Source organism: Stenotrophomonas sp. STEN014 (genome assembly GCF_056760315.1).
Genome location: NZ_JBRREN010000001.1, coordinates 335,399 through 357,774, shown reverse-complemented (window position 1 = coordinate 357,774; position 22,376 = coordinate 335,399). Strand labels below are relative to the sequence as shown.

General features: G+C 66.1%; 18 protein-coding genes. 3 read left to right on the top strand and 15 right to left on the bottom strand.

The genetic code is table 11. From position 1 onward, the window contains the following. Position 1 precedes the first annotated feature (1 nt). From ACVOMC_RS01415 to aceB, 3 genes are all read right to left on the bottom strand, one after another. Positions 2 to 1,024 carry a GGDEF domain-containing protein gene (locus tag ACVOMC_RS01415; RefSeq protein ID WP_481522552.1) on the bottom strand — a complete coding sequence of 341 codons (1,023 nt, stop codon included), beginning with the start codon at positions 1,022 to 1,024 and terminating at the stop codon, positions 2 to 4. A gap of 170 nt (positions 1,025 to 1,194) precedes the next feature. Further along, positions 1,195 to 2,526 (bottom strand): isocitrate lyase, encoded by a 1,332-nt coding sequence (gene aceA / locus ACVOMC_RS01410; RefSeq protein ID WP_481522551.1) that lies wholly within the window; start codon positions 2,524 to 2,526, stop codon positions 1,195 to 1,197. Between the two features lie 41 nt (positions 2,527 to 2,567). Further along, positions 2,568 to 4,211: a malate synthase A gene (gene aceB, locus ACVOMC_RS01405; RefSeq protein ID WP_481522550.1), complete on the bottom strand. Its 1,644-nt coding sequence runs from the start codon at positions 4,209 to 4,211 to the stop codon at positions 2,568 to 2,570. Between the two features lie 108 nt (positions 4,212 to 4,319). Here aceB and ACVOMC_RS01400 point away from each other — a divergent pair, with 108 nt between their 5' ends. Further along, on the top strand, positions 4,320 to 5,288 hold the full coding sequence (locus ACVOMC_RS01400) for a LysR family transcriptional regulator (protein ID WP_481522549.1): 969 nt from the start codon (positions 4,320 to 4,322) through the stop codon (positions 5,286 to 5,288). 104 nt (positions 5,289 to 5,392) lie between these two features. Here the strand turns inward: ACVOMC_RS01400 and lepB are convergent, their stop codons facing one another. The 9 genes from lepB to ACVOMC_RS01355 form a co-directional block, all read right to left on the bottom strand. Beyond that, the gene (lepB, locus tag ACVOMC_RS01395) at positions 5,393 to 6,013 is read right to left on the bottom strand and encodes a signal peptidase I (RefSeq protein ID WP_481522548.1); all 621 of its coding nucleotides are present in this window, start codon (positions 6,011 to 6,013) and stop codon (positions 5,393 to 5,395) included. 174 nt (positions 6,014 to 6,187) lie between these two features. Next, positions 6,188 to 8,347: a peptidyl-dipeptidase Dcp gene (gene dcp, locus ACVOMC_RS01390; RefSeq protein WP_481522547.1), complete on the bottom strand. Its 2,160-nt coding sequence runs from the start codon at positions 8,345 to 8,347 to the stop codon at positions 6,188 to 6,190. Between the two features lie 111 nt (positions 8,348 to 8,458). Beyond that, the gene (locus ACVOMC_RS01385; protein WP_481522546.1) at positions 8,459 to 9,061 is read right to left on the bottom strand and encodes a lysophospholipid acyltransferase family protein; all 603 of its coding nucleotides are present in this window, start codon (positions 9,059 to 9,061) and stop codon (positions 8,459 to 8,461) included. 3 nt (positions 9,062 to 9,064) lie between these two features. Next, positions 9,065 to 9,496 carry an alternative ribosome rescue aminoacyl-tRNA hydrolase ArfB gene (gene arfB, locus ACVOMC_RS01380; RefSeq protein ID WP_481522545.1) on the bottom strand — a complete coding sequence of 144 codons (432 nt, stop codon included), beginning with the start codon at positions 9,494 to 9,496 and terminating at the stop codon, positions 9,065 to 9,067. A gap of 95 nt (positions 9,497 to 9,591) precedes the next feature. Beyond that, positions 9,592 to 10,527: a hypothetical protein gene (locus ACVOMC_RS01375; RefSeq protein ID WP_481522544.1), complete on the bottom strand. Its 936-nt coding sequence runs from the start codon at positions 10,525 to 10,527 to the stop codon at positions 9,592 to 9,594. Beyond that, positions 10,527 to 12,899 (bottom strand): LTA synthase family protein, encoded by a 2,373-nt coding sequence (locus tag ACVOMC_RS01370; protein ID WP_481522543.1) that lies wholly within the window; start codon positions 12,897 to 12,899, stop codon positions 10,527 to 10,529. The genes ACVOMC_RS01375 and ACVOMC_RS01370 overlap by 1 nt, the downstream gene beginning before the upstream one ends. Positions 12,900 to 12,913: 14 nt before the next feature. Further along, the gene (locus ACVOMC_RS01365; protein WP_481522542.1) at positions 12,914 to 14,203 is read right to left on the bottom strand and encodes a YaiO family outer membrane beta-barrel protein; all 1,290 of its coding nucleotides are present in this window, start codon (positions 14,201 to 14,203) and stop codon (positions 12,914 to 12,916) included. Between the two features lie 17 nt (positions 14,204 to 14,220). Beyond that, a complete protein-coding gene (locus tag ACVOMC_RS01360; protein WP_481522541.1) occupies positions 14,221 to 15,741 on the bottom strand; it encodes a glycosyltransferase family 2 protein in 1,521 nt (506 codons plus the stop codon). Next, a complete protein-coding gene (locus ACVOMC_RS01355; protein WP_054659544.1) occupies positions 15,738 to 16,799 on the bottom strand; it encodes a HEAT repeat domain-containing protein in 1,062 nt (353 codons plus the stop codon). The genes ACVOMC_RS01360 and ACVOMC_RS01355 overlap by 4 nt, the downstream gene beginning before the upstream one ends. Positions 16,800 to 17,119: 320 nt before the next feature. On the opposite strand from ACVOMC_RS01355, the gene ACVOMC_RS01350 reads away from it, so the two are divergent. After that, a complete protein-coding gene (locus tag ACVOMC_RS01350) occupies positions 17,120 to 17,650 on the top strand; it encodes a DUF2059 domain-containing protein (protein WP_054659542.1) in 531 nt (176 codons plus the stop codon). Positions 17,651 to 18,070: 420 nt separating this feature from the next. After that, positions 18,071 to 19,063 (top strand): tetratricopeptide repeat protein, encoded by a 993-nt coding sequence (locus ACVOMC_RS01345; RefSeq protein ID WP_481522540.1) that lies wholly within the window; start codon positions 18,071 to 18,073, stop codon positions 19,061 to 19,063. A gap of 211 nt (positions 19,064 to 19,274) precedes the next feature. Here the strand turns inward: ACVOMC_RS01345 and ACVOMC_RS01340 are convergent, their stop codons facing one another. Genes ACVOMC_RS01340 through ACVOMC_RS01330 form a run of 3 tightly spaced genes read right to left on the bottom strand, consistent with a single transcriptional unit; the run spans position 19,275 to position 22,329 of the window. After that, the gene (locus tag ACVOMC_RS01340) at positions 19,275 to 20,018 is read right to left on the bottom strand and encodes a pseudouridine synthase (RefSeq protein ID WP_481522539.1); all 744 of its coding nucleotides are present in this window, start codon (positions 20,016 to 20,018) and stop codon (positions 19,275 to 19,277) included. Next, on the bottom strand, positions 20,015 to 21,682 hold the full coding sequence (gene ubiB, locus ACVOMC_RS01335; RefSeq protein ID WP_481522538.1) for a ubiquinone biosynthesis regulatory protein kinase UbiB: 1,668 nt from the start codon (positions 21,680 to 21,682) through the stop codon (positions 20,015 to 20,017). Before ubiB ends, ACVOMC_RS01340 begins: the two co-directional genes overlap by 4 nt. Continuing rightward, positions 21,679 to 22,329 (bottom strand): ubiquinone biosynthesis accessory factor UbiJ, encoded by a 651-nt coding sequence (locus tag ACVOMC_RS01330; RefSeq protein ID WP_481522537.1) that lies wholly within the window; start codon positions 22,327 to 22,329, stop codon positions 21,679 to 21,681. Before ACVOMC_RS01330 ends, ubiB begins: the two co-directional genes overlap by 4 nt. Positions 22,330 to 22,376: the final 47 nt, after the last annotated feature.

Below are 22,376 nucleotides of genomic sequence, written 5' to 3'. Positions count from 1 at the left end.
GTCAGCGCAGTGTCCACTGGGCACGCCCCCCACCGAGGCGCTTGGCCTCATAAAGGGCGTCATCGGCGCGCGAATAGGCATCGTTCCAATGCTGGTGCGTTTCCATCGGCACGATGCCGATGCTCACCGAGCAGATACCCGGCATCGCCCCGGGGAACGCCTCCAGCCCGCGCACGGCTTCAAGAATGAAAGCCGCTACACGCGTCAACCGCTCCATGTCCGCGTGCTTCAACAGAACGCAGAATTCGTCGCCGCCAAGGCGGCAGGCGATATCGTCTTTCCCCGCCACCGAACTGAGCACCCGGCCCAGGCGCTTCAGCACATGGTCGCCGGCGAGGTGGCCGTGGGAGTCGTTGAGCGCCTTGAAGTCATCGCAATCGATCAGCAACAGGCCCTGCGGACGCTGCCCGGAACGGTGCGCCTCCTGCAGATAGACCGTGAGCGCGCGCCGGTTGCCCATCCCCGTCAGGTCGTCGGTATAGACCAGCTCGCGGGTACGGTGCAGCTCGTCGTTGGCGCTGTACAGATTGCTCAACGTCTCTTCCAGCTCCTGATTGCGGCGGCTCAGCTGGTCGATCAGGCGCTGCTCACTGGAGACCACCCGCCACAACGTGCGCCGCAGGAAGAACACCACCGTTGCCGGGTCCTGATCGATCAGCCGATGGAAATTGGCACAGGTGACTTCCAGCAGGACGGTATCGCCACAGGCGCGCGCGGCGGAAGAACGCGGATGGCGGTCGACCAGCAATCCGAGTTCGCCGAAAAAATCATTCGGTCCCAGCTGCTTGGGCGGCAAGCCCGGGCCGAAGTCCAGGCAGATGGCCCCACTGACGATGATGAACATCGAGGTGCCGATATCACCGCGCTGGAACAGCACCTCGCCGTCAGCCAGCATGCGGCGGTCACCGAACGGCGCGAACAGGGCGAACTCCACCGCAGAAACCTGCGCGCGCAGCGCAGCATCCCCAGCATCGGCGACGCTGGCGGGAAGATGTTCCTGCACTACCGGTCCCCCTGACCCCATGCCGCTCATCCGTTGCCTCATGGATTCCCGCCATTTGCCGGCGAGTAATGCGCAAGAGCCTATCATCAAAATAAGGTGATGTGGATCCCAACTCCGGGAATACAGCTTCGCTTTGACCTCCAAAAGAAGGGGCCCGTAAGAGCCCCTTCCCGTCGTCACCTAAGCCGTACTCACGCGGCCTTTTCCGTCTGGAACTGCTCCTCTTCGGTGGACCCGGTCAGCGCGGTCACGCTCGACGCGCCGCCCTGGATCACCGTGGTCACATCGTCGAAGTAGCCGGCACCCACTTCCTGCTGGTGCGAGACGAAGGTGTAGCCCTGTTCGCGGGCAGCGAACTCCGGTTCCTGCACCTGCTCCACGTAGTGGCGCATGCCCTCGCCACGGGCATAGTCGTGGGCGAATTTGAAGGTGTTGAACCAGTTGATGTGGATGCCGGCCAGGGTGATGAACTGGTACTTGTAGCCCAACGCGGCCAGCTCGTCCTGGAACCTGGCAATGGTCTTGTCGTCCAGGTTCTTCTTCCAGTTGAACGAGGGCGAGCAGTTGTAGGACAGCAGCTTGCCGGGGCTGGCGGCATGCACGGCCTGGGCGAACTCGCGGGCGAAGCCCAGGTCCGGGGTGCCGGTTTCGCACCACACCAGGTCGGCGTGCGGGGCATAGGCCACGCCGCGGCTGATCGCCTGCTCCAGGCCGTTCTTGACGCGGTAGAAGCCCTCGGCGGTGCGCTGGCCGGTGACGAACGGGGCGTCGTTGGGGTCGAAGTCGCTGGTCAGCAGGTTGGCGGCTTCGGCATCGGTACGCGCCAGCACGATGGTCGGCACGCCCAGCACGTCGGCGGCCAGACGCGCGGCGGACAGCTTCTGGATCGCCTCCTGGGTCGGCACCAGCACCTTGCCGCCCATGTGGCCGCACTTCTTCACCGCCGCCAGCTGGTCCTCGAAATGCACCGCGGCGGCGCCGGCAACGATCATGTTCTTCATCAGCTCATAGGCGTTGAGCACGCCGCCGAAGCCGGCCTCGCCATCGGCGACGATCGGCAGGAAGAAGTCGATCGCGTCCTCGGCCTTGACCTTGCCGTCAATGATGTTCTTCCACTGGATCTCGTCGGCGCGCTGGAAGGTGTTGTTGATGCGACGGACCATGGTCGGCACCGAGTCGTAGGCGTACAGCGACTGGTCCGGGTACATGGTTTCGGAGGTGTTGCCGTCGGCGGCCACCTGCCAGCCGGACAGGTACACCGCTTCCAGCCCGGCCTTGGCCTGCTGCATCGCCTGGCCGGCACTGATCGCACCGAAGGCGTTGACGTAGCCCTTCTTCGAGCCGCCATTGACCAGTTCCCACAGGCGCTCGGCGCCGCGCTTGGCCAGGGTGTGTTCCGGCTGCACGCTGCCACGCAGACGCACCACGTCGGCGGCGCTATAGGTGCGCTTCAGCCCCTTCCAACGCGGGTTGGTATCCCAGTCCTGCTGCAGGGCGGCGATCTGTTGCTGGTAGCTGCTCATCGTGCTGTCCTCGAAAAGTCGTGCTTGCGTAAGGGGAGGGGTCAATCGATCTGCCGGTAGGCCGGCAGGGTCAGGAAGTCGGCCAGCTCGTCGGCGCGGCTGAGCTGGTCGAGCAGGCCGATGGCCTGGGTGATGCGGCCGCCGCCGGGCAGCGCGGAGGTGTCGCCAAGGCGCGCCGGCAAAGCGCGCAGGGTGCTGGTCAGCAGCGCGAAATCGATCGCCGTGCCGTCGTCCAGATGCTGGTTGCCGGCATGCAGCCACTGCCAGATCTGGCTGCGGCTGATCTCGGCGGTGGCGGCGTCTTCCATCAGGTTGTGGATGGGCACGCAGCCATTGCCATCCAGCCAGGCGGCCAGGTAGCGCACGCACACCTCGACGTTGTTCTCGAAGCCGGCACGGGTGATGGTGCCGCTGCACGGTGCGATCAGATCATCGCGGCTGACCTGCACGTCACGACGCAGCACGTGATGCTGGTTGGGACCGGGCATATGCTCGTCGAAGATCGCGCGCGCCACCGGGATCAGCGCCGGGTGCGCCACCCAGGTGCCGTCATGGCCGGCGGTGACCTCGCGCAGCTTGTCCGCACGCACGCGCGCCATCGCCTGCTCGTTGGCGGCAGCATCGTGGTTGATCGGAATCTGCGCGGCCATGCCGCCCATCGCATGCGCGCCACGGCGGTGGCAGGTCTTGATCAGCAGTTCCGAGTAGGCCTTCAGGAACGGCTGGGGCATCGTCACCTGGCCGCGCTCGGGCAACACCTTGTCGGCGTGGCGGCGGAAGGTCTTCAGGTAGGAAAAGATGTAGTCCCAGCGGCCGCAGTTCAGCCCGACGATGCGCTCGCGCAGCGCATGCAGGATCTCGTCCATCTCGAACACCGCCGGCAGCGTCTCGATCAGCACCGTGACTTTGATCTGCCCCTGCGGCAGGCCGAGCATGCCTTCGATGTGCGACAGCGCGGTCTCCCACAGCGCCGCCTCTTCCATCGACTGCAGCTTGGGCAGGTAGAAGTAGGGGCCGCGGTCCTTGTCCATCAGCGTCTGCGCGTTGTGGAAGGCGAACAGCGCCGCGTCGAACAGGCCGCCGGCAATCGGCTGGCCGTCAACCAGCACGTGCTTCTCGTCCAGATGCCAGCCGCGCGGGCGCACGATCAGCACCGCCTGCTCGTCGAACGGGCGCAGCGTGTAGTGCTTGCCGGGGCCCTTGGCGGTGGCCGGCGCGGTGAAATCCAGATCACCGCGCACCGCCGCCTTCATCGTCTGCTGGCCGGCCAGCACGTTGCGCCAGGTCGGCGAGGTGGAGTCCTCGAAGTCGGCCATGAACACCTTGGCACCGGAGTTCAGCGCGTTGATGACCATCTTCGGGTCGGTCGGGCCGGTGATCTCGACGCGGCGATCCATCAGCGCGGCCGGGATCGGCGCCACCGTCCAGTCGCCCTCGCGGATGGCACGGGTGTCGGCACGGAAATCCGGCAGACCGCCCTGGTCGAAGAAAGCCTGGCGCTCGCGGCGGGCCGCCAACCGCGCCTGCCGCCCCGGCTCGACCGCACGGTGCAGCGATACGAGCAGGCCCAGCACGCCGGCCGGCAGCAGCGCGGACTGGCCGGCCAGCTGGGTGGTCAGGGTGATGCCCGGGGTCGGGCGGGGGGCGGACTGCGGCGTGGCGACAGCGTGGGCGACGGCGGACATTGGAAGTTCCTGCGGGTGTCGGGAGCTCCAACGTGCCGCTGCGTGGAGGTATTTAACAAAACAGTTTTTGCAATGCTTTTTATAAGTTGTGCTAATACTGGCTTTGCCATGCCAACCAAACCGCCCGCAACCCCTCGTTTTTCCTACAAGTCTGATCGGCTCAAGCCGCTGCGGGCGTTCCTGCAGACGGTGCGTCTGGGCTCGGTTTCGCGGGCGTCGGAAGCGCTTTTTGTCAGCCAGCCGGCGGTGAGCCTGCAGCTGCAGGCGCTGGAACGGGAGTTGGGAGTAGTGCTTTTCGAGCGCAGCGGGCGCCGCCTGGTGCCCACCCGCGAGGGCCAGCTGCTGTACGACATGGCGCAGCCGTTGGTGGAAAGCCTGGACGGGCTGCTGCCGCGGTTCCGCGAAAAGGTCAGCGGACTGGACGCGGGCGAGCTGAACATCGCCGCAAATTCGTCGACCATCCTGTATCTGCTGCCAAAGATCGTCGAAAACTTCCGCAGGCTACACCCGGATGTGCGCCTGACCCTGCACAACGCGATCAGCGCCGACGGCACCGATCTGCTGCGCAGTGACGCCGCCGATCTGGCCATCGGCTCCATGCTGGATGTACCGGCCGACCTCAGCTACGCCCCGGTCTACCGCTTCGACCAGGTGCTGATCACCCCGCCCGACCACCCGCTGGCAAAGAAAAAGAACCTGACGCTGGAAGACCTCTCCCCGTGGCCGCTGATCCTGCCGCCGCGCCGGCAGATCACCTGGCGGCTGGTCGACCTGGTGTTCCAGCAGCACCGCGTGCCCTACACGGTGGCGCTGGAAGTGGGCGGCTGGGAGGTGATCAAGCAGTACGTGGCGATGGGTATGGGCATCAGCATCGTCACCGCGCTGTGCCTGAACGAGGCCGACCGCGACAAGCTGGTCACGCGCGCGATGGGGGAATTCTTCCCTTCCCGCAGCTACGGCGTGGTGGTGCGCCGGGGCAAGGTGTTGTCGCCACAGGCGCGCGCCTTCGTCGAGTTGATCCAGCCGGATCTGTTCGCGCCACGGCAGTACGACGATACCGGGCACTCCGAGCGCTAGGCGGCAGGCGCTGCCCAGAAGGCGGTATCAGGCCTCCTGTCGGACAAACCCAGAACGGGCCACGGGCCGCGCCGCAGGAAGCGGCTCAGACGGTTTGGCGGGGATCAAAGCCGCTGCCACTCCAGACCTTCACCGCGGCGCCAGTACACCGCCAGCGCCTTGCCGTAGACCTTGTCGGCATCGACCAGACCGAAGAAACGGCCATCGAAACTGTTGCCGCGATGATCGCCCATCACCAGCAGTTTGCCGGCGGGGAGGGTGAAGCCCGGGATATCCGGACCTCCGCCTGCATCCAGATCCAGCTGCACCGGCTTGCCGTCGAAAAGCTCGCGGGCGACACCCTGCTGCAGACGCCGTCCATTGATGCTCAGGTATCCCCCACGCAGCGCCACACGATCCCCACCCACCGCCACCACCCGCTTGATCAGGCGGGTGCCATCGGCCGGTGAATCGAACACCGCCACATCTCCGCGCTGCGGCGTGCCGGTGGCCAGCAGCTGCATCTGCGTGAACGGCAGCCGCACACCATAGGCGCGCATATCCACCGCCACCCGGTCGCCGGGCTGCAGCGTGGGCTGCATGGAACCACTGGGCACCTGGTAATGGTTGGCCAAGGTGTCGCGGGCCACGCCGAGCAACAGCAGCATCACCGCCAGCGGCAGCGCTTCACGCCGCAACCAGGCGATGGCTGGATGGCGCGGGGGAACAGACGACGTGTCGTTCATGGCACTTGCCCTGCACGGAGAGGAGAGCCTGTTGACCTGCCAGCCAACGGGGGAGTTCCCGTGCGACGCACGCCCGCCAGGTACACGGCACCCAGCCGTCGCCCGCCAGCGCCGCACAGCAGAACGGCAGGGTTTCCCCTGCCGTCCGTCGCTACCGGTTTACCGCACCAGCGCTTACTTCAAACCACGGTTCTTCAGCAGCGGTTCCACACTCGGATCCTTGCCACGGAAGTCGCGGTAGGCGGTGGCCAGATCGCGGGTGTTGCCAATGGACAGGATCTTGTCGCGGAACACCTGGCCGTTCTCACGGGTCAGGCCACCGTTCTCCTTGAACCATTCAAAGGCGTCATGGTCGATCATCTCCGCCCAGAAGTAGGCGTAGTAACCGGCCGAATAGCCACCGCCCCAGATGTGATCGAAGTAGCTGCTGCGGTAGCGCGGCGGCACCTGCGCCAGGTCCACCTTGTAGCGTTTGAGCGCATCGGCCTCGAACGTGTCCACATCCTGCAGCGGTGCATCCGCGCCCTGCGTGTGCCAGGCCATGTCCAGCAGCGCCGCCGACAGGTACTCGGTGGTGGCATAGCCCTGGTTGAAGGTCTTGGCCTTGGCGATCTTCTCCACCAGCTCCTGCGGCATCGCCGCCTTGGTCTGGTAGTGCCTGGCGTAGTTGGCGAACACCTTCGGGTCCGAGGCCCAGTGCTCGTTGAACTGCGACGGGAACTCGACGAAGTCGCGCGGCACACCGGTGCCGGCCACGCTCGGATAGGTGGTCTTGGAGAACATGCCGTGCAGCGCATGACCGAACTCGTGGAACATCGTGGTCACGTCATCCCAGCTCAGCAGCGCCGGCTGGCCGGCGGCAGGCTTGGTGAAGTTGCTGACGTTGTAGACCACCGGCTTGGTGCCGGTCAGGCCGTCCTGTTCGACGAACACATCCATCCAGGCGCCCCCGGACTTGCTGTCGCGCTTGAAGAAATCGGCGTAGAACAGCGCCAGCGGCTGGCCGTCGGCATCGGTCACCTCGAACACACGCACGTCCGGGTGGTAGACCGGCAGGTCGGTGCGCTCCTTGAAGGTCACCCCGTACAGCTGGGTGGCGGCGAAAAAGACGCCGTTCTGCAGCACGTTGTCCAGCTCGAAGTAGGGCTTGATCTGCGCCTCGTCCAGGTCGTACTTGGCCTTGCGCACCTGCTCGGCGTAGAAGTCCCAATCCGAGGCGGCGGCCTTGAAGCCGCCCTTCTGCGCGTCGATCACCTTCTGGATCTCGGCCAGCTCGCCACGGGCCTTGGCGGTGGCGGCCGGCACGGTGTCGGTCAGCAGCTTGAGCGCGTTGGCCGGGGTCTGCGCCATCTGGTCGGTCAGGTTGTAGGCGGCGTAGTTCGGGAAGCCAAGCAGCTTGGCCTTGGCCGCGCGCAGCTGGGCCAGGCGTTGGATGATCGCGCGGGTGTCGTTGGCATCGCCGTGCTCGGTGCGGGTTTCCGAGGCTTCCAGCACCTTGGCGCGCACCGCGCGGTCATGCAGCGAGGCCAGCACCGGCTGCTGGGTGGTGTTCTGCAGGCCCAGCACCCACTTGCCTTCCAGCTTGCGGCCCTTGGCGGCATCGGCAGCGGCAGCGATGTCGGCCTCGGACAGGCCGGCCAGCTGCGCCTTGTCCTCGAGGGTGACCGCACCGGCGGCGGTGGCCGCGACCAGCTTGTTGTGGAAATCGTTGGAAAGGGTGGCCTCTTCGGCGTTGTACTGCTTCAGCGTCTCCTTGTCGGGATCGCTGAGCTGGGCGCCGGCTTTGACGAAGCCCTTGTAGGTTTCCTCGACCACGCGCAGCTGCTCCGGCTCCAGCCCGGCACCCTGGCGCGCGTCATAGACCGCCTTCACCCGCTCGAACAGCTTGGCATCCAGATAGATCGCATCGCTGTGCGCAGCCAGCTGCGGCACCACCTCTTCCTGGATCTTCTGCCGCTCGGGATTGGTATCGGCCTGCACCACGCTGAAGAACACGCGGCTGACGCGGTCCAGCATCGCACCGGATTTTTCCATCGGCAGCAGGGTGTTGTCGAAGGTGGCCGGCTGCGGGTTGTCGGTGATCTGCTTGATCTCGGCCAGGTGCTGGCGCATGCCTTCGGCGAAGGCCGGCAGGTAGTCGCTGTCCTTGATCTTGTCGAAGGCCGGCGCCTGGAACGGCAGCGGACTGACGGCCATGAACGGGTTGGTCGAGGCGTCGGCGGGCTGGCCGGCCTGGGGGGGCGTGTTGGTGGTCACGGGGGCAGTGGACTCCTTGCCGGAACAGGCGGCCAGCGCAAGGCTGATGGCGGTGGCCAGGACAACGGTACGCGACATGAAACGGCTCCTTGGGAACGGGCTTCGATCAGCCCACAACCCTACTCCGTTGCCGCGGCGGCAACATGTGCCGATGGTGGCGGCCGCCGCCTGCACACCGGCCGCGCGGACTCAGCCGGTACCGCGGTTCTTGCCCATCCACTGCCGGTACCACTGGCGGATGGCGAGCATGTCGGCCGCATCATCGCCACTGGTGAAAAACGGCTCGCCGAAGCCGATGGTCTTGTCCGGGTAATGGAAATAGGCCGGAATCACCGGCACCTCGGCCATCCGTGCGATCTTGAGGAACCCCCCCTTCCACTCCTTGACCGGCTTGCGCGTGCCCTCCGGGGCCAACGCAAACCAGACCCGGTCACTGCGCTGGATCATCGCCACCACCTGCCCCACCGTGCCCTGCGGCGAACTGCGATCCACCGGCATCACTCCGAGCCCGCGCAGGATCACACTCAGCGGCCACCAGAACAGCTTGTCCTTGCCGAGGATGCGCGCGTCCACGCCCAGCGCCATCTTGGCCGCCAGCCCCCACAGACCGTCCCAGTTGGACGAATGCGGCGCGGCGATCACCACCGCCTTGGCCAGGTCCGGAATCGGCCCGCGGATATGCCACCCGCCCAGACGCAGCACGCTGCGCCCCAGCCAGCGGCTGAGTGCGCGGCCCTTGAGTTGTGGCATGTTCGGCGGCAGGACCGGCACGGTCGGTAAGCGGTTGCTCAAGCACTACTCCCAATTGCGTTGCGAACGGCCGCGCTTGACCTGCGCACGGCCTTTTTTCTCATCCAGGCGGCGCAGCTTGGAGCCGTAGGTCGGTTTGGTCGCCACCCGCGCCTTGGGCACGCTCAGGCCGGCCTGGATGAAGCTGACCAGGCGTTCACGCGCGTCCTGGCGGTTGCGGTCCTGGGTGCGGAAGCGCTGCGCGTCGATCACCAGCACGCCTTCGCCGGTCATACGCCGGTCGCGCCGGGCCAGCAGAAGCGCGCGCAACGGCTCGGGCAGCGACGGCGAGGCGGCGATATCAAAGCGCAGTTCCACGGCGGTGGAGACCTTGTTGACGTTCTGGCCGCCGGCGCCGGACGCGCGCACGAAACGCTCGACGATCTCCGTTTCCGGTATCGCCAGCTGCTCCGAGATTTCAATCCGGTCCCTCGCCATCGGCGCATTGTAAGGGGCAACCGCCCCCGCGCCGCCGTCGCTCCCGTCGCAACGCGGCGCACTTCCTGCGGCGCGTTGCGACGATATCTGGGACCCTATTCCCAGTACTGCCCGGCCCAGCGGCGCCATGCGCGGTAGTGGTGGATCGCGAAGCCGGCAAAGGACGGCTCGTTGCGCAGCGCGCGTTCGACCTTGCGCACCTCCTGCTCGAACACCTTCGGGCCTTCCTCATGGAAGGTGACCTTGTTGATGTCGTTGGAAGAAACCTCCAGCCCGATCACCACCTTCTTGCCGACTTCATTGGCGTAGGCGATCTCGCTGGCCGCATGCGACAGGATGCTGTCGCGGCCCTCGGCCTTGTCGCGGTAGTCCATCAAGGCGACGTAGTCGTAGATGTTGATGGTGTGCTCGCTCACCGGACGATGACGGCCATTCCACTCCACCTCGATGCCGTCCAGCCAGAACGGAATCGCCGGGCCAACCGTCAAGGTCGCGCTGCTCTCCTGCTTGATGCGCATCACCGCTGCGCTCATGTCCAGGAAGCCCACCAGCAGATCCGCGCGGGTGTCGTCATTCCATTCGTCGAGGATGTGCGGCTCGATGTCCAGGTTGGCGCCATCAAAACGTGCGGCTTCGGGTACCGATGCGTTGTACTCCACCACGCGGCGGAACATCGCTTCGGCTTCTTTGCGGTAGGCCGGCAACACGTAGTTCTGGGTGCTCAGATACCAGGAGCCCAGCAAGGCATATACCTTCATCTTCTTGCCATGCATGCGCTCGATGAAAGCGCGATACAGTTGCGGCTGATCGACGATCAGGTTGCGGCCCTTGTAGGCATCGGCATACAGGTAGATGGTGTCGATCTGCTGCGATTTCAGATAGGCGGCGGCCTCCTCGGCGACGGCCGGGTCCTCGACCATCGCATAGGACTCCGCTTCCCAGGTCCACATCGCGCGGCTGGCCGCCATGGAAGGTGCGCTCGACAGCAGACACAGCAGTGCCAGCATGCCGATGGCAAGACGATTGTTCATTACTGCTTCTCCACGGTGCTGCCGGTATCCACCAGCAAGTGATAACGGCCCTGCCCGATGGCCTTGCCGCTATCGGGGTCGGACGGGAATACCGATACGTAGCACCGGCCTTTGCAATCTTCGGGCTGCGGCAGGGGCAACTGCAGCTGGACCTGATGACTGCCGCCAGGCGGCAACTGCAGGGCCTGGCCGTAGACCTCCTGCAGTTCGCGGCCGTTCTCGCTGGACATGACCGCCAGCGGCACGAACACACGGCTGGGCTTGGAATCCCCGCTGGCAAATACCGCCGACAAGCGCACGCCGGTCGCCGTCGCCGTGGCCTCGGCCGAAGTGATGGACACGCCGGGCACCGCCGGTGCAGCAGACAGTTGCGTGGCCTCGGGAACGGCCGCATAGGCGACCAGTGGCGGCGTAGCGCCGTCCGGAAGCAGCGCGCCGCGCTTGAGGAAGATCGCATTGGCCTGCGTATAGCGTTGCAGGCGCTGCGCCACCCACTCGCGCACGCTGGCGTCATCGGCCCTGGCCAGATGCATGCCGTCCTGCAGTTCATACAACTCGCCGTCGCGCAGCCACCAGCGGTCGGCCAGATACTCCGGCGCACTGGTCTTGGTCTGCTTCAACGGCAGCTGATGCAGGTTTCGGAAATTCTCGGACATGTCCAGGCCGGTACCCAGCCACGCGGTCCGCGCCGGACGCTGCAGGCCGTAGGTGTTGGACAGCAGGGCCATCAGCGAGGGCGTCACATCCAGCTGCGAGGACACCGCACGCACCCGCTTGGGCTGCTTGAGCAGGGGCGAGAACACGATCAGGGGCACGTGGTAACGATCGACGTGTTCACCCATCGGGATCTCCGGCAGCCGGTGATCGCCAGTCACCACGAAAATGGTGTCGTCATACCAGGGCGCCTTCTGCACCGACTCGAAATAGCGCCGCAACTGGTCATCGGTATACAGGATCGTGCTGTAGATCGCGGCGTTGGCGCGGTAGCCGGCCAGGCGCGACTCCGGCACCCGCAGCTGCTGCAGCTGCTGCTCGAATCGGGCACGGTAGGCCTCCTGCCCGGGGAACTCGTAGCTGGTGTGCATCGAGATGGTCTGCATCGCCAGCACGAACGGCGATGGCAGGCGGTCACTGTCGGCCAGCACGCGCGACACCAGCTCCTTGTCCGGGTAGCCCCAGGCGCTGAACGGATTGCGCTGGTAGCCAGGACCGAAGTTGTTCATGTCCACCAGCGTCTGCACCTGCTGCAGCCGCATGTAGCCCCGTTCGTCATCAAAGGCGGTATCGGTGCCGTTGTAGAACGCGGTGTGATAACCCTGCTGGCGCAACACGCTGAAAAGGCCTGGATGCGCAGGCATGCGTTCGCCCAGCGCGGTGAAGCCCTGGTCGGCAAAGGGTGCCGAGCCGAGCAGGGTCGGCAGCACGCCGAACGTGCGGCCCTGGTTGGCGATGAAATTGTCGAAATAGAGGCTGCGCGCAGCCAGGGTGTCGAGGAACGGGGTGAAACTGCCCAGCGCCGCCTGCGGACCGGAGAACGAACGCCCCAACCCCTCCACGATAATCAGCACCACATTCGGCGGGCGCCCGTCGCGGGTCGGCGCGAAGTACGCGCCCAGGGTATCCGGCGTCTGCTCCTGGCGCAGGAACGGATAGTCCGGGTCCAGCGCCGGCTCTGGAGCCGCATGCGCCGATGCGGTCGCCACCATGGCAGCCCCGGACTCGGCGTTGGACCAGCGCCACACATCGGCACTGAACCAGGCCAGCTTGTTGCAGGCCACTGCGCGCGCAGCCTCGTCGGTCAGCAGGCTGGCCCCGGTTGGCATCGGCAGCAGCCAGGCCAGCGCGGCGCCGGCCAGCAGCCCGCCGCTCCAGCGCGCAGAACCGGGGGCATTACGCCGTGCCTGCCACAGCAGCCCCGTCCACAGCACCAGCAATGGTAGGCCGATCGCCAGGACACCGCGCAATGTCATCGGCGCCCCGTCAGACAGCGTCGTGCGGATCTCGGCGATGCTGTAACCGAACAGATCCGCGCCCAACGGCACCTGCGCCACCTGGAAATACTGGTCCAGCACCACCTGCACGACCAGGAACACTGACCACAGCAGGGCCAGGGTGACAGCACGCGGCACCGCCCGTTTCAGTGCCAGCAGCGGCAACGACAGCAACAGCAGCAGCGGCACCGCACGCAGCAGCACGAACAGCGACTGTGCCGTGGCCACACCGGCCACCGCCCAGCGCTGCGACGCAGTGTCGCCGGCACCGGCCACCGCATTGGCCACGGTTACCGCCACCAGCACCAGCTGGGCCAGCAGCAGAACAGGAAAAACCGAGGAAAAGCGCGCCCACGCGCTACCGTTGTGCGGTGTTGTCATCGTCGCCTACCCCCTTACCAGCGCGTATAGATCGACGCCGATACCCGCTGCTCGTCGAAACCGCCGTCATCGTCGGCATAACCGGCACCGAGCTTGAAGCCCCAGTTCGGGGCGAACTGGTGCCGCCAGGCGACCCCAAGGCTCGCGTTGTTGTCGCGCACCAGGCTGCCGAAGCGGTCCACGTCGGTACTGCGACCGCTGCTGACGCTCACTTCCAGGTAGTTGTCCGCGTCACCGCGATAGTAGTTGCGCAGCAGTACGCGATGACTCCAGCTGCCCGAGCCCACGCCCGGCACGTGCTGCAGTTTGTAGCGCCCGTACCAGTTGCCGCTGTAGCGGCCCACGCCAATTCCGTAGAACTCGGTGTCTCCGGAAAAACGCAGGTGATCGACACTGGCCGACAGTTCCCAGCCACTGCCCACGCCCTGGAACACTTCCACGCGCCAGGACTGCCGGGGCAACACGCCGCTGGACGGGCCATGCTGGTAACGCAGATTGGCGTAGGCCCGCGACCACAGCGGGGTGTAGCCATCCAGCGCCCAGGCGATATCGCTGGTGTTGAAATGGTCCGCACGCAGCATTTCCAGCCCCAGCGAGCCGCGCTTGAAGTACCGGCGTAACGACAGGTCGGCATCATTCCAGCTCTGCCGGTTACCACTGAAACGGGTATGGCTCCAACCCGCGCTGGCACTCCAGCGATAGCCGTCGGCGGCAGCGACATCGGGATTGGCCATGCGTGGCAACAGGCTGTCACGCAGGCTGAGGATTTCCGCCGGATCCGCCCCCAGCGCCTCGGCCGCGTCGAAATCGGCGCGGGCGGCGGCGATCTGGCCCTGGTCACGCAGGGCCCGGCCGCGGGCGATATGCGCCGCGGCGCTGTCCGGCGCCAGCGCCACCCACTGCGCATACGCAGCGGCCGCCTGCTGCGGGCGATCGCTCCAGCGATACAGATCGCCCAGGGCCGACCAGGCATCGGCGTAGGTCGGGCTCTTCTGCACCACCTGCTGCAGATCCGCCTCGGCGGCGGCGTATTGACCATCCCAGGCGTAGGTGCGGCCACGTGCCAGCAGCAGGTCGCTGTTGCCCGGGTGCTCCGCCAGCAGCGCGGTGTACTGCGTGATCGCCTCACTGCGCTGGCCATCGGTGGCCAGTGTGCGGACCTGCTGCATCCGTGCCTCAAGCGAGTCGGCCGGCGCCTCGGCCGGTGACTGGGCCAGCAGCGCACCGGGAGTGGACAGCGCCAGCAACAGCAGCGGACGGGCACATCGACGGGTAGACGCGGTAGAAAGCAAAAAACACCTCATGGAGAAAATCCTGCGGTTCATTTCGGAGTACTGCCATAACTTGCCGGCGGCATTTCGGCGGCCTCTTTGTCCGGCGCATCCTCGAGGGTGTGCTGCCACGACCCGTCACGGCTGATCCGGCCCCAGTTGCGCACCTTGCCGCGGCTCAACAGCCAGCGCAGGGTGCCGACAAAACGCCACCACGAGTTGATCTGGCGATAGCCGAAGTTCTCCAGTACCGCCAGCAGAAACAGCTTCAACTGCTGCGTCGGACGCTGGTAGAGACGGAACGAAAGCTCCTCCAGCACCATTGCATTGACCGACAGCAAAATTCCCATGCCGATGGCCGCAGCCAGGAACACCAGGAAGGTCTCCAGCGGGACCAGCCCCAACAGCGCCAGCACGATCATCGTCACGTAGCCGACCACTTCGATCAACGGCCCCAGGAATTCGAAGATCACCATGAACGGGAACGCGATCCAGCCGACCGCGCCGCCGCGGCGGTTGAACATCAGGGCCATGTTCGACCACAGGCTCTCGGCCAGCCCCTGCTGCCAACGCACCCGCTGGCTCTTCAGCGACCGCAGATCGGTCGGAGCCTCGGTCCAGCACACCGGGTCAGGCACGAACACGATGCGGTAGTCCCGCTTCTCCTCGCGCAGATTGCGGTGCAGGCGGACCACCAGATCCATGTCCTCGCCGACCGTATTCAACCGGTAGCCGCCAATGGCGATCACGCGCTCCTTGTAGAACACGCCGAATGCGCCGGAGATGATCAACAGCGCGTTGGCCGGCGACCAGCCCATACGTCCGAACAGGAACGCGCGCAGGTATTCCACCAGCTGGAAACCGGGCAGCATCCGGCTTGGCAGGCCGACCTTGGACAGCATGCCGTCCTTGACCGTGCAGCCATTGAGCACCCGCACCACGCCGCCGCTGGCCACCACGCGGCCATCCTCCAGGAACGGGCGCACCACCCGCGACAGGCTTTCCGGCTGCAGGATGCTGTCGGCATCGATCACGCAGAACAGTGGGTAGCGCACGCAGTTCAAGCCGGCGTTGATCGCATCGGCCTTGCCGCCGTTGGCCTTGTCCACCAGGCGCACGTTGGGAAAACGCGCCGAGGCATAGACCGCGTGCACGGGCTCGGTCTTGAGCCGGCACCGGTAGGCTTCAGGCACCTTCACCAACCCGAACGCGTCGATCAGCGCCTGCCGGGTGGCATCCGTGGAGCCGTCGTTGACCACCACCACTTCGTATTCCGGATAGACGGTCTTCAGCAGTGAACGTACCGAAGAGACCACCGACTTCTCCTCGTTGTGCGCCGGCAGGATGATGCTCACCGGCGGCTGGTATTCGCGCAGTCCCTTGGGCAGGTAGTTGGCGCGGTACTCGCGCATGTAGCGCACGATCTGGAACGCCGAAACGTAGTTAAGCACCAGATAGGCGATATTGATCGCGGCGAAGTAGGCGATGAACACCCACTGCAGCGAGACCATCAAGCGTATCCACGGGACCTGCTGCAGATAGCTCACGATCAGATGCCAGTATTCGTTCATACCCCTGCCCTCATGCTCTGCTCGGACAGCACGTGGTCGATGATGTCGCGACCATACGGATCGTTCACCCGCTCCCGCACCGCACGCATTTTGTGCTCATCCATTCCCGGCAACATCAACAGCGCCTGCGCGGCGCGGTAACGCACCCACCACACACTGTCCGACAGCAGCGGCTCCAGCCGGACGTGATCGCTGGCATCGCCGATGCGCGCCAGCGCCGACGCCGCATGCATGCGGATGTGCCAGCGGGCAACCTGCAGGAATCCGCGCACCTGCTCGATATCCTGGCGATCGTTGACCAGCTGCAGACACACCGAGATGACCCGGTCATCCACATCGCTCTGCATCAGCTCACGGATCACGGCCGCTGCGCGCTCCGGATCAATGTCGGACAGAAAGCGCACCAGCTTCAGCGCGGTGTCGGAATTGGCCCGCAGCAGCGCGTTTGAAAGCTCCCGCACCGCACTGCCGTCCTGGTTTTCGGCCAGAATCCGGGCGACGCTGCCCTGCACCCAGTCGTCGCGTTCGAGAATCAGCGGCACGAACATGGCCATGGCCCGCGCAGGATCGATCTGCGACAGTGCCCGCGCCGCGCACAGCGAGACGATCGGACTGTGATCGGTGAGATGTTTGGCAATGGTGTCGAACATGCCGCCATCGCGCAGATGGCCCAGCGCGATGATCGCCATGGCACGGTCGTGATAGCTGCCGCGCAGCAGGCGCGGGGCGGTGTCAGCCAGCCCGACCCGCTGTCCCAACGGCACCAGCCGACGTGACGCGGCATCATCCAGCGGCTCATGGATCGCGTTCCAGGCTTCGATAAAGCCAGGTGCCTCGCGCCGCTCGAGCTTGCGGGTCGGCACTCCCGGTGTCTCCAGTTCCTGGCGCAATACCTGCGACCAGTACTGCATCGACTGCGCATCGCGCCGCTCACGCCACTGCGTGCGCACGCGCATCAGCAAGATGGTGGTCAGCAGCACCACCGTCAGCAGCAGCGTGGAAACCGCCACCCAGTACGCCACAACGACGACCAGTGGCCCAGTGAACAGACCTTCCATCCCCTTCCCCTACTTCCCTGCAAAAGTACCCAATTGTCATCCGACTGCCGCAAAGCCGTGTTACGACGACATGCGGCAAAAAGTGTGATCCAAGTCACCTTACCCGTCAATTTCTGCGGAAATATCGTCCAGATCCGCCCGGCGGCATCCTGGGCCGCGGCACATGTCGATGAAAAATAACGACTTGCACTCTTACGCTGTGCGCCGCGCCAACACCGAATAAATGGCAAGGCCGGCGATTGCGCAGAAATCGCCCATCTGGACGGCCGGGAGGGAGCGTCGGGTAAGCTCTGCGCTCCACCCAGAGCAGAGGACGATCCATGCGCGGCCATCGCCCGTTACGCTACCTGCGCTTCCGCCTGTTGTTGGCCAGCGGCCTGGTGTTGGCCGGCCTCGTACCGGCACTGGCCACTCCCGCCAGTGATGGCGACATCAACCGTCTGCTTGCCGCCTCGCGGGCGCAGACCATGCTCGATGCGATGCTGCCGCAGATGGAAGCCATGCAGTCCCAGCAGTTCGCACAGCTGACCGCCGGGCAGGCGCTGACCCCCGAGCAGAAGGCGCGCGTGCAACGCATCCAGCAGCGCACCTCGCAGACCCTGCGCGAGGCGCTGTCATGGTCGCAGATGCGCCCGATGTATGTGGATCTCTACAAGAAGTCGTTCTCGAAAGAGGACGTGCTGGCGATGGCCGAGTTCTACGAGAGCCCGGCCGGGCAAAGCCTGCTCGACAAGACCCCGCAGCTGATGCAGAACCTGATGCTGGCCATGCAGCAGAAGATGACGCCACTGCTGGCGGATCTGGAGCAGGATCTGGACGCGATCATCCAGGAATCCGAAGCTGCCCGGTAGTTCCCGCGCGGTGTTCGCTGGCGGGTGCGTCGGGTCGAAGGCCCGCTGTCCCGCCCGGCACATGACACGGCCCGAGCAACGCCTTTGAGCCGGGGTCGACAGCCGCCCGCAGCGGCGTTGCCGGATGGATTGGACACCGCCGCGTGCCTTCGGCACTGCGATCCGCTGAAGAACCAAGGCTACGGCCTGCTTCCTGTTTTGAGCGCGCCGCGCGCCTGTGCGGTGCAACATTGCAGGCACGGCCGTTGGCGATACGTCGTTGATCCCCCCCACCGGGCATGACGCGCCGCAAGCCGGGACGTCCCGCCGGCAGGCCGCGAAACTGGCCACGATGACGGTCCGTTGGAAAAATGTCGGAATTTCGTGACAATCGTCACAACAAGCACTGACATCCAGTCAGTGCAGTCCCGGGGAGAGGGAATGAAAAAGTCCACAAGGAACAAATGGCTGGCTGCGCTCGCTGTTGTGGGCCTGCTCGGTTTTGGTGCGGGCGTCTGGGTTCTGCTGAATCCGGCCAGCTTCGTGGTGCAGCCCTGGCGCGCACAACAGTCGGTGACGTCGGCACGCTTCGTGTTCGGCCCGTATCCGGTGCAAGCCGACATGGATCGCCTGAAGGACGAAGGCGTGACCACCATCATCAGCCTGCTCAACCCCAAGGTCCCCTACGAGGCGGTGCTGCTGGAGGAGGAAAAGAAGCGCGCGGCGGAGCTGGGCATCGAAGTGCACAACTTCCCGATGGGCAGCATCCTCGGCCAGCGCTTCGGTGAGGATTACGAGCGCAACTCGCGCGCCGCCGCCGAGACCGCGATCAACACCCCCGGCACCGTGTACATCCACTGCTACCTGGGCCTGCACCGCGCCGCCAACGTGCGCGACTATCTGGAAAAGCACGGCACGGTCGATACCCGCCAGTTCGATGGCTCGGTCAAACATGACCGGACGCCGCGCCAGCTGGCCAACGAGCGCGCCCGCCGCCTGTTCCGCCAGCAGGAATATGCCGCCGCCCTGCGCGAACTGCACAGCGTGCAGCCGCTGGACTATTCGGCGCATGTGGCCGAAGGCTGGGTGCATCTGCGGCAGGCGAACAACGAGCTGGCCCGCAACAGCTTCCGCGCCGCCAGCCAGATGCCCGGGGCCCGTTCCGATGCCTCCAGCGGGCTGGGCTTTGCGCTGTTGCGGCTGGACGATACCGACGGTGCCCATGCCGCCTTCAGCCAGGCGCTGGAGCTCTCGCCTGACGACCATGACGCGATGCAGGGCATGGCCCAGGTGTTCTACCGGCAGGACAAACCGGAACAGGCACGGGTCCTGCTCGAGCGCCTGCATGCCGCCGCGCCCGACAACGCCGAAGTGGCCGAACTGCTGGAACGCGTCAGGGCCGAGAAACAGGCCGCGGCAGGCGCCGCGCTGTAACGCGACGCGGCAGCGGCCCCGGTGCGGCGCCGCTGCCGATGCCGACGGCCGAACGATGACTCCGGCCGGTCGGCAAGGCCGCCGGAGCGGCGGCTGGCCTTTCGGCTGTCATGCCAGCGCCCGAAGCGTGCCGCCCTGGCCCGCCAGGCAGCTCAAAGCAGCGGAGAGATACGGGCTACACCGGCCGGCCCCGCGTAGCGCCGGCGGCGCGTCAGGCCTGGCCGAGCTGCCAGCCGAACAGGTCCAGCGCCTTCTGGAACTCACGATCCAGCGGGGCGTGTACTTCGATGCGGCGCCCGTCCTGCGGATGCGGGAAGGCCAGGCGCTCGGCGTGCAGCAGCATGCGGTGCACGCCCTGCATACGGAAGCTGCGGTTGTGCCGGCCGTCACCATGGCTGGTGTCGCCGATCATGTGGTGGAACATGTGCTTGAGGTGCCGGCGGATCTGGCGGAACCGCCCGGTCTGCGGCTGGCAGCGCAGCAGCGCATAGCGCGAGGTCGGAAAGCCCGCCGACGGAATCGGCAGTTCCCCTTCCAGCAGTTTCTGGAAATGGGTGATGGCCGGCTTCTTGACCGGCTTGCCGGGGCCGCCATCCAGATCGTGATCGACGGTAAAAGCCGCTTCGGCCGGCCAGCCGCGGCATACGGCCAGATAATCCTTCTCCACCTCGCCCCCCATCAGCGCCTTGCCCAGCACGCTGGCGCTGTCGCGGTCGAAGGCCAGCAGCAGGCAGCCGCTGGTGGCGCGATCCAGCCGGTGCACCAGGAAGATCGGCTTGCCCAGCTGCTCGCGCAGCCGGTCGGCCAGGAAGTCATCCTCGCCACGCGCGAGCTTGCTGCCGTGGACCATCAGCCCGGCCGGCTTGTTGACCACCGCCAGCCACGGGTCTTCGTACAGCAGCGGCAAGGGCTCGAAAACCACCGGTTCCACCGCCTGCTCCAGCGCCTCGCTCATCGACGCAGCCACGCCGACGCCAATGCCAACACGCCAACACCCCCGGTGATCCACGACCACACCGGGATGGACGCCAGCTGCGGGCCACCGGCCTGCAAGCCGTACAGCAGCGCCGACACCACCACCAGCCCGACTCCGGTCACAGCGGTAATCACGCGCCGCTGCATGCGCTTGAGCGTGTCATTGAGCGTGACGATGTCCTGCGAGCGCATCGCCAGCTCATGCTTGCCTTCCACCTGCTGGCGCAGCCAGCTGTGCAGCAGCGCCGGCATGTCCGGGGCCTGGGTCATGATTTCCGGCAGGCGCTTGCGCAGCTCCTTCAGCGCGCGGCGCGGGCTGTAGCGCTCGCGCAGGATGCGTTCGAGCACCGGCTTGGCCACTTCCCAGATGTCCAGGTTGGGGTCGAGCTGGCGGCCTACGCCCTCGATGTTGAGCAAGGTCTTCTGCAGCAGGATCAGCTGCGGCTGCAGGGTCAGCTGGTAACGCTGGGCGGTGCGGAACAGCTTCATCAGCACTTCGGCCAGCGAAATCTGCGACAGCGGCCGGGTGAAGTAGGGCTCGCAGACCGCGCGCACGGCGGCCTCCAGCTCATCGATGCGCACCGTGGCCGGCATCCACTGCGCCTGCAGGTGCAGCTCGGCGATACGGCGGTAATCGCGGTTGAAGATGGCCATGAAGTTCTCGGCCAGGTAGAACTGGTCCTCTTCCGAGAGCTGGCCCATGATGCCGAAGTCCAGCGCGATGAAGCGCGGGTTGTCGCGGCGCGCCGGATCGATGTCGACCCAGATGTTGCCGGCGTGCGCATCGGCATGGAAGAAGTTGTCGCGGAACACCTGCGTGTAGAACACCCGCACGCCCTTGGCCGCCAACGCCTTGCGGTCGATGCCGGCCTTGTCCAGCGCCACGATGTCGTCAGAGGGAATGCCCCAGACGCGCTCCAGGGTAAGCGCGCGTTCGGCAGTGTGGCTCCAGATCACCTCCGGCACGTACAGGTCGTCGGAGTTTTCCCAGAAGCGACGCAGCACGCTGGCGTTGGCGCCCTCGCGCTGCAGGTCCAACTCGGCCGCCAGCGTGGTCTCGATCTCGGCCACCACTTCGCGCGGACGGATCTTGTCGGCGCGCGGATGGGTGCGTTCAACCAGGGCAGCCAGCGACTTGAGCAGGGCGATGTCACCGGCGATCTGCTTTTCGATATCCGGGCGCAGCACCTTGACCACCACCTGGCGGCCGTCGTCCAGGGTTGCCGCGTGTACCTGCGCGATCGAGGCCGAGGCCAGCGGTGTGGTGTCGAAGCTGGCGAAGGCCTCGGTGATCGGCAGACCCAGCGCCTGCTCGACGATCCGCAATGCCTGCTCCCCATCGAACGGCTTGACCCGGTCCTGCAGCAGGGTCAGCTCGACAGCGACATCCGGCGGGACCAGATCGCGTCGGGTGGACAGGATCTGCCCGAACTTGACGAAGATCGGTCCCAGTTCCTGCAGCGCCAGACGCAGCCGGGCACCGCGCGACTGTGAGGCGATATCGGCACTGGCGCGCGGCACGAACGGCTTGGCCACACGCAGCCAGCGCTCGACCGGAGTGCCATCAAGCAGGTCGTCCAGACGGTATCGCAGGATCACCCGGCCGATGCGGCTGGCGCGGAACATGGCGCGGGTCGCCTTCATGCGGCACCTCCCGGATGCTGGCGCAGGCGCGCGACGCGCGCGGCCATGCGCTCGACGTCGTCACGGATCACGTCCACATCGTCATGGAAGGCCTCCAGTTCGGCGCGGGCCACCACATCACGCGATTCCTCGGTGACATACTCGGCGGCGGTCTCGGCCAGATCCCTGGCACTGCGGCGGGCCTGTGCCAGCGCCGCGCGCAGGGCCTGCGCGATCTGCACCCCCAGCACCTCACCGAACGCCTTGACGAACGGCTGCTGCCAATCCGGATCGAAGCGCATGGCCAGCTGCTGCAGGCGACGGGCGAGCTCGGCGTCACCGGAGACTTTCACCCGGCCGGCCGGCGCGCTGTTGCCGCGCCGCGCATTGGCCAGGAATGGCAGCTGCGCCAGAACACCTCCCAGGGTGCTGCGCACGGCCAGGTCCGGCTCCAGCGAGGGGTCCACCGGGCCGACGGTCAGGCGCTGGCCGCTGACTCCGATCTGCATCGCCAGCGACGGCGATTCCAGGGTCAGGGCGATGCGCTGGCCATCGAGCGGGGCCAATGCGGTGCGGGTATCCGGGTCCAGCGCGAGTGCACGGTTGAGCGCCACTTCCAGCGCACGGCCGGCCAGCGGCTTGATCACATTGAAGGGGGATGCAGGCATGGCGGGCATTCTACCTGCCCGCGCAAGCGCATCGCCGCACGTGGATT

Bases quoted from the DNA above. Each gene is read 5' to 3' on its own strand.
- ACVOMC_RS01415 (WP_481522552.1), bottom strand. From the start codon at position 1,024: ATGGGGTCAGGGGGACCGGTAGTGCAGGAACATCTTCCCGCCAGCGTC.
- aceA (WP_481522551.1), bottom strand. From the start codon at position 2,526: ATGAGCAGCTACCAGCAACAGATCGCCGCCCTGCAGCAGGACTGGGAT.
- aceB (WP_481522550.1), bottom strand. From the start codon at position 4,211: ATGTCCGCCGTCGCCCACGCTGTCGCCACGCCGCAGTCCGCCCCCCGC.
- ACVOMC_RS01400 (WP_481522549.1), top strand. From the start codon at position 4,320: ATGCCAACCAAACCGCCCGCAACCCCTCGTTTTTCCTACAAGTCTGAT.
- lepB (WP_481522548.1), bottom strand. From the start codon at position 6,013: ATGAACGACACGTCGTCTGTTCCCCCGCGCCATCCAGCCATCGCCTGG.
- dcp (WP_481522547.1), bottom strand. From the start codon at position 8,347: ATGTCGCGTACCGTTGTCCTGGCCACCGCCATCAGCCTTGCGCTGGCC.
- arfB (WP_481522545.1), bottom strand. From the start codon at position 9,496: ATGGCGAGGGACCGGATTGAAATCTCGGAGCAGCTGGCGATACCGGAA.
- ACVOMC_RS01375 (WP_481522544.1), bottom strand. From the start codon at position 10,527: ATGAACAATCGTCTTGCCATCGGCATGCTGGCACTGCTGTGTCTGCTG.
- ACVOMC_RS01370 (WP_481522543.1), bottom strand. From the start codon at position 12,899: ATGACAACACCGCACAACGGTAGCGCGTGGGCGCGCTTTTCCTCGGTT.
- ACVOMC_RS01365 (WP_481522542.1), bottom strand. From the start codon at position 14,203: ATGAGGTGTTTTTTGCTTTCTACCGCGTCTACCCGTCGATGTGCCCGT.
- ACVOMC_RS01360 (WP_481522541.1), bottom strand. From the start codon at position 15,741: ATGAACGAATACTGGCATCTGATCGTGAGCTATCTGCAGCAGGTCCCG.
- ACVOMC_RS01355 (WP_054659544.1), bottom strand. From the start codon at position 16,799: ATGGAAGGTCTGTTCACTGGGCCACTGGTCGTCGTTGTGGCGTACTGG.
- ACVOMC_RS01350 (WP_054659542.1), top strand. From the start codon at position 17,120: ATGCGCGGCCATCGCCCGTTACGCTACCTGCGCTTCCGCCTGTTGTTG.
- ACVOMC_RS01345 (WP_481522540.1), top strand. From the start codon at position 18,071: ATGAAAAAGTCCACAAGGAACAAATGGCTGGCTGCGCTCGCTGTTGTG.
- ACVOMC_RS01340 (WP_481522539.1), bottom strand. From the start codon at position 20,018: ATGAGCGAGGCGCTGGAGCAGGCGGTGGAACCGGTGGTTTTCGAGCCC.
- ubiB (WP_481522538.1), bottom strand. From the start codon at position 21,682: ATGAAGGCGACCCGCGCCATGTTCCGCGCCAGCCGCATCGGCCGGGTG.
- ACVOMC_RS01330 (WP_481522537.1), bottom strand. From the start codon at position 22,329: ATGCCTGCATCCCCCTTCAATGTGATCAAGCCGCTGGCCGGCCGTGCG.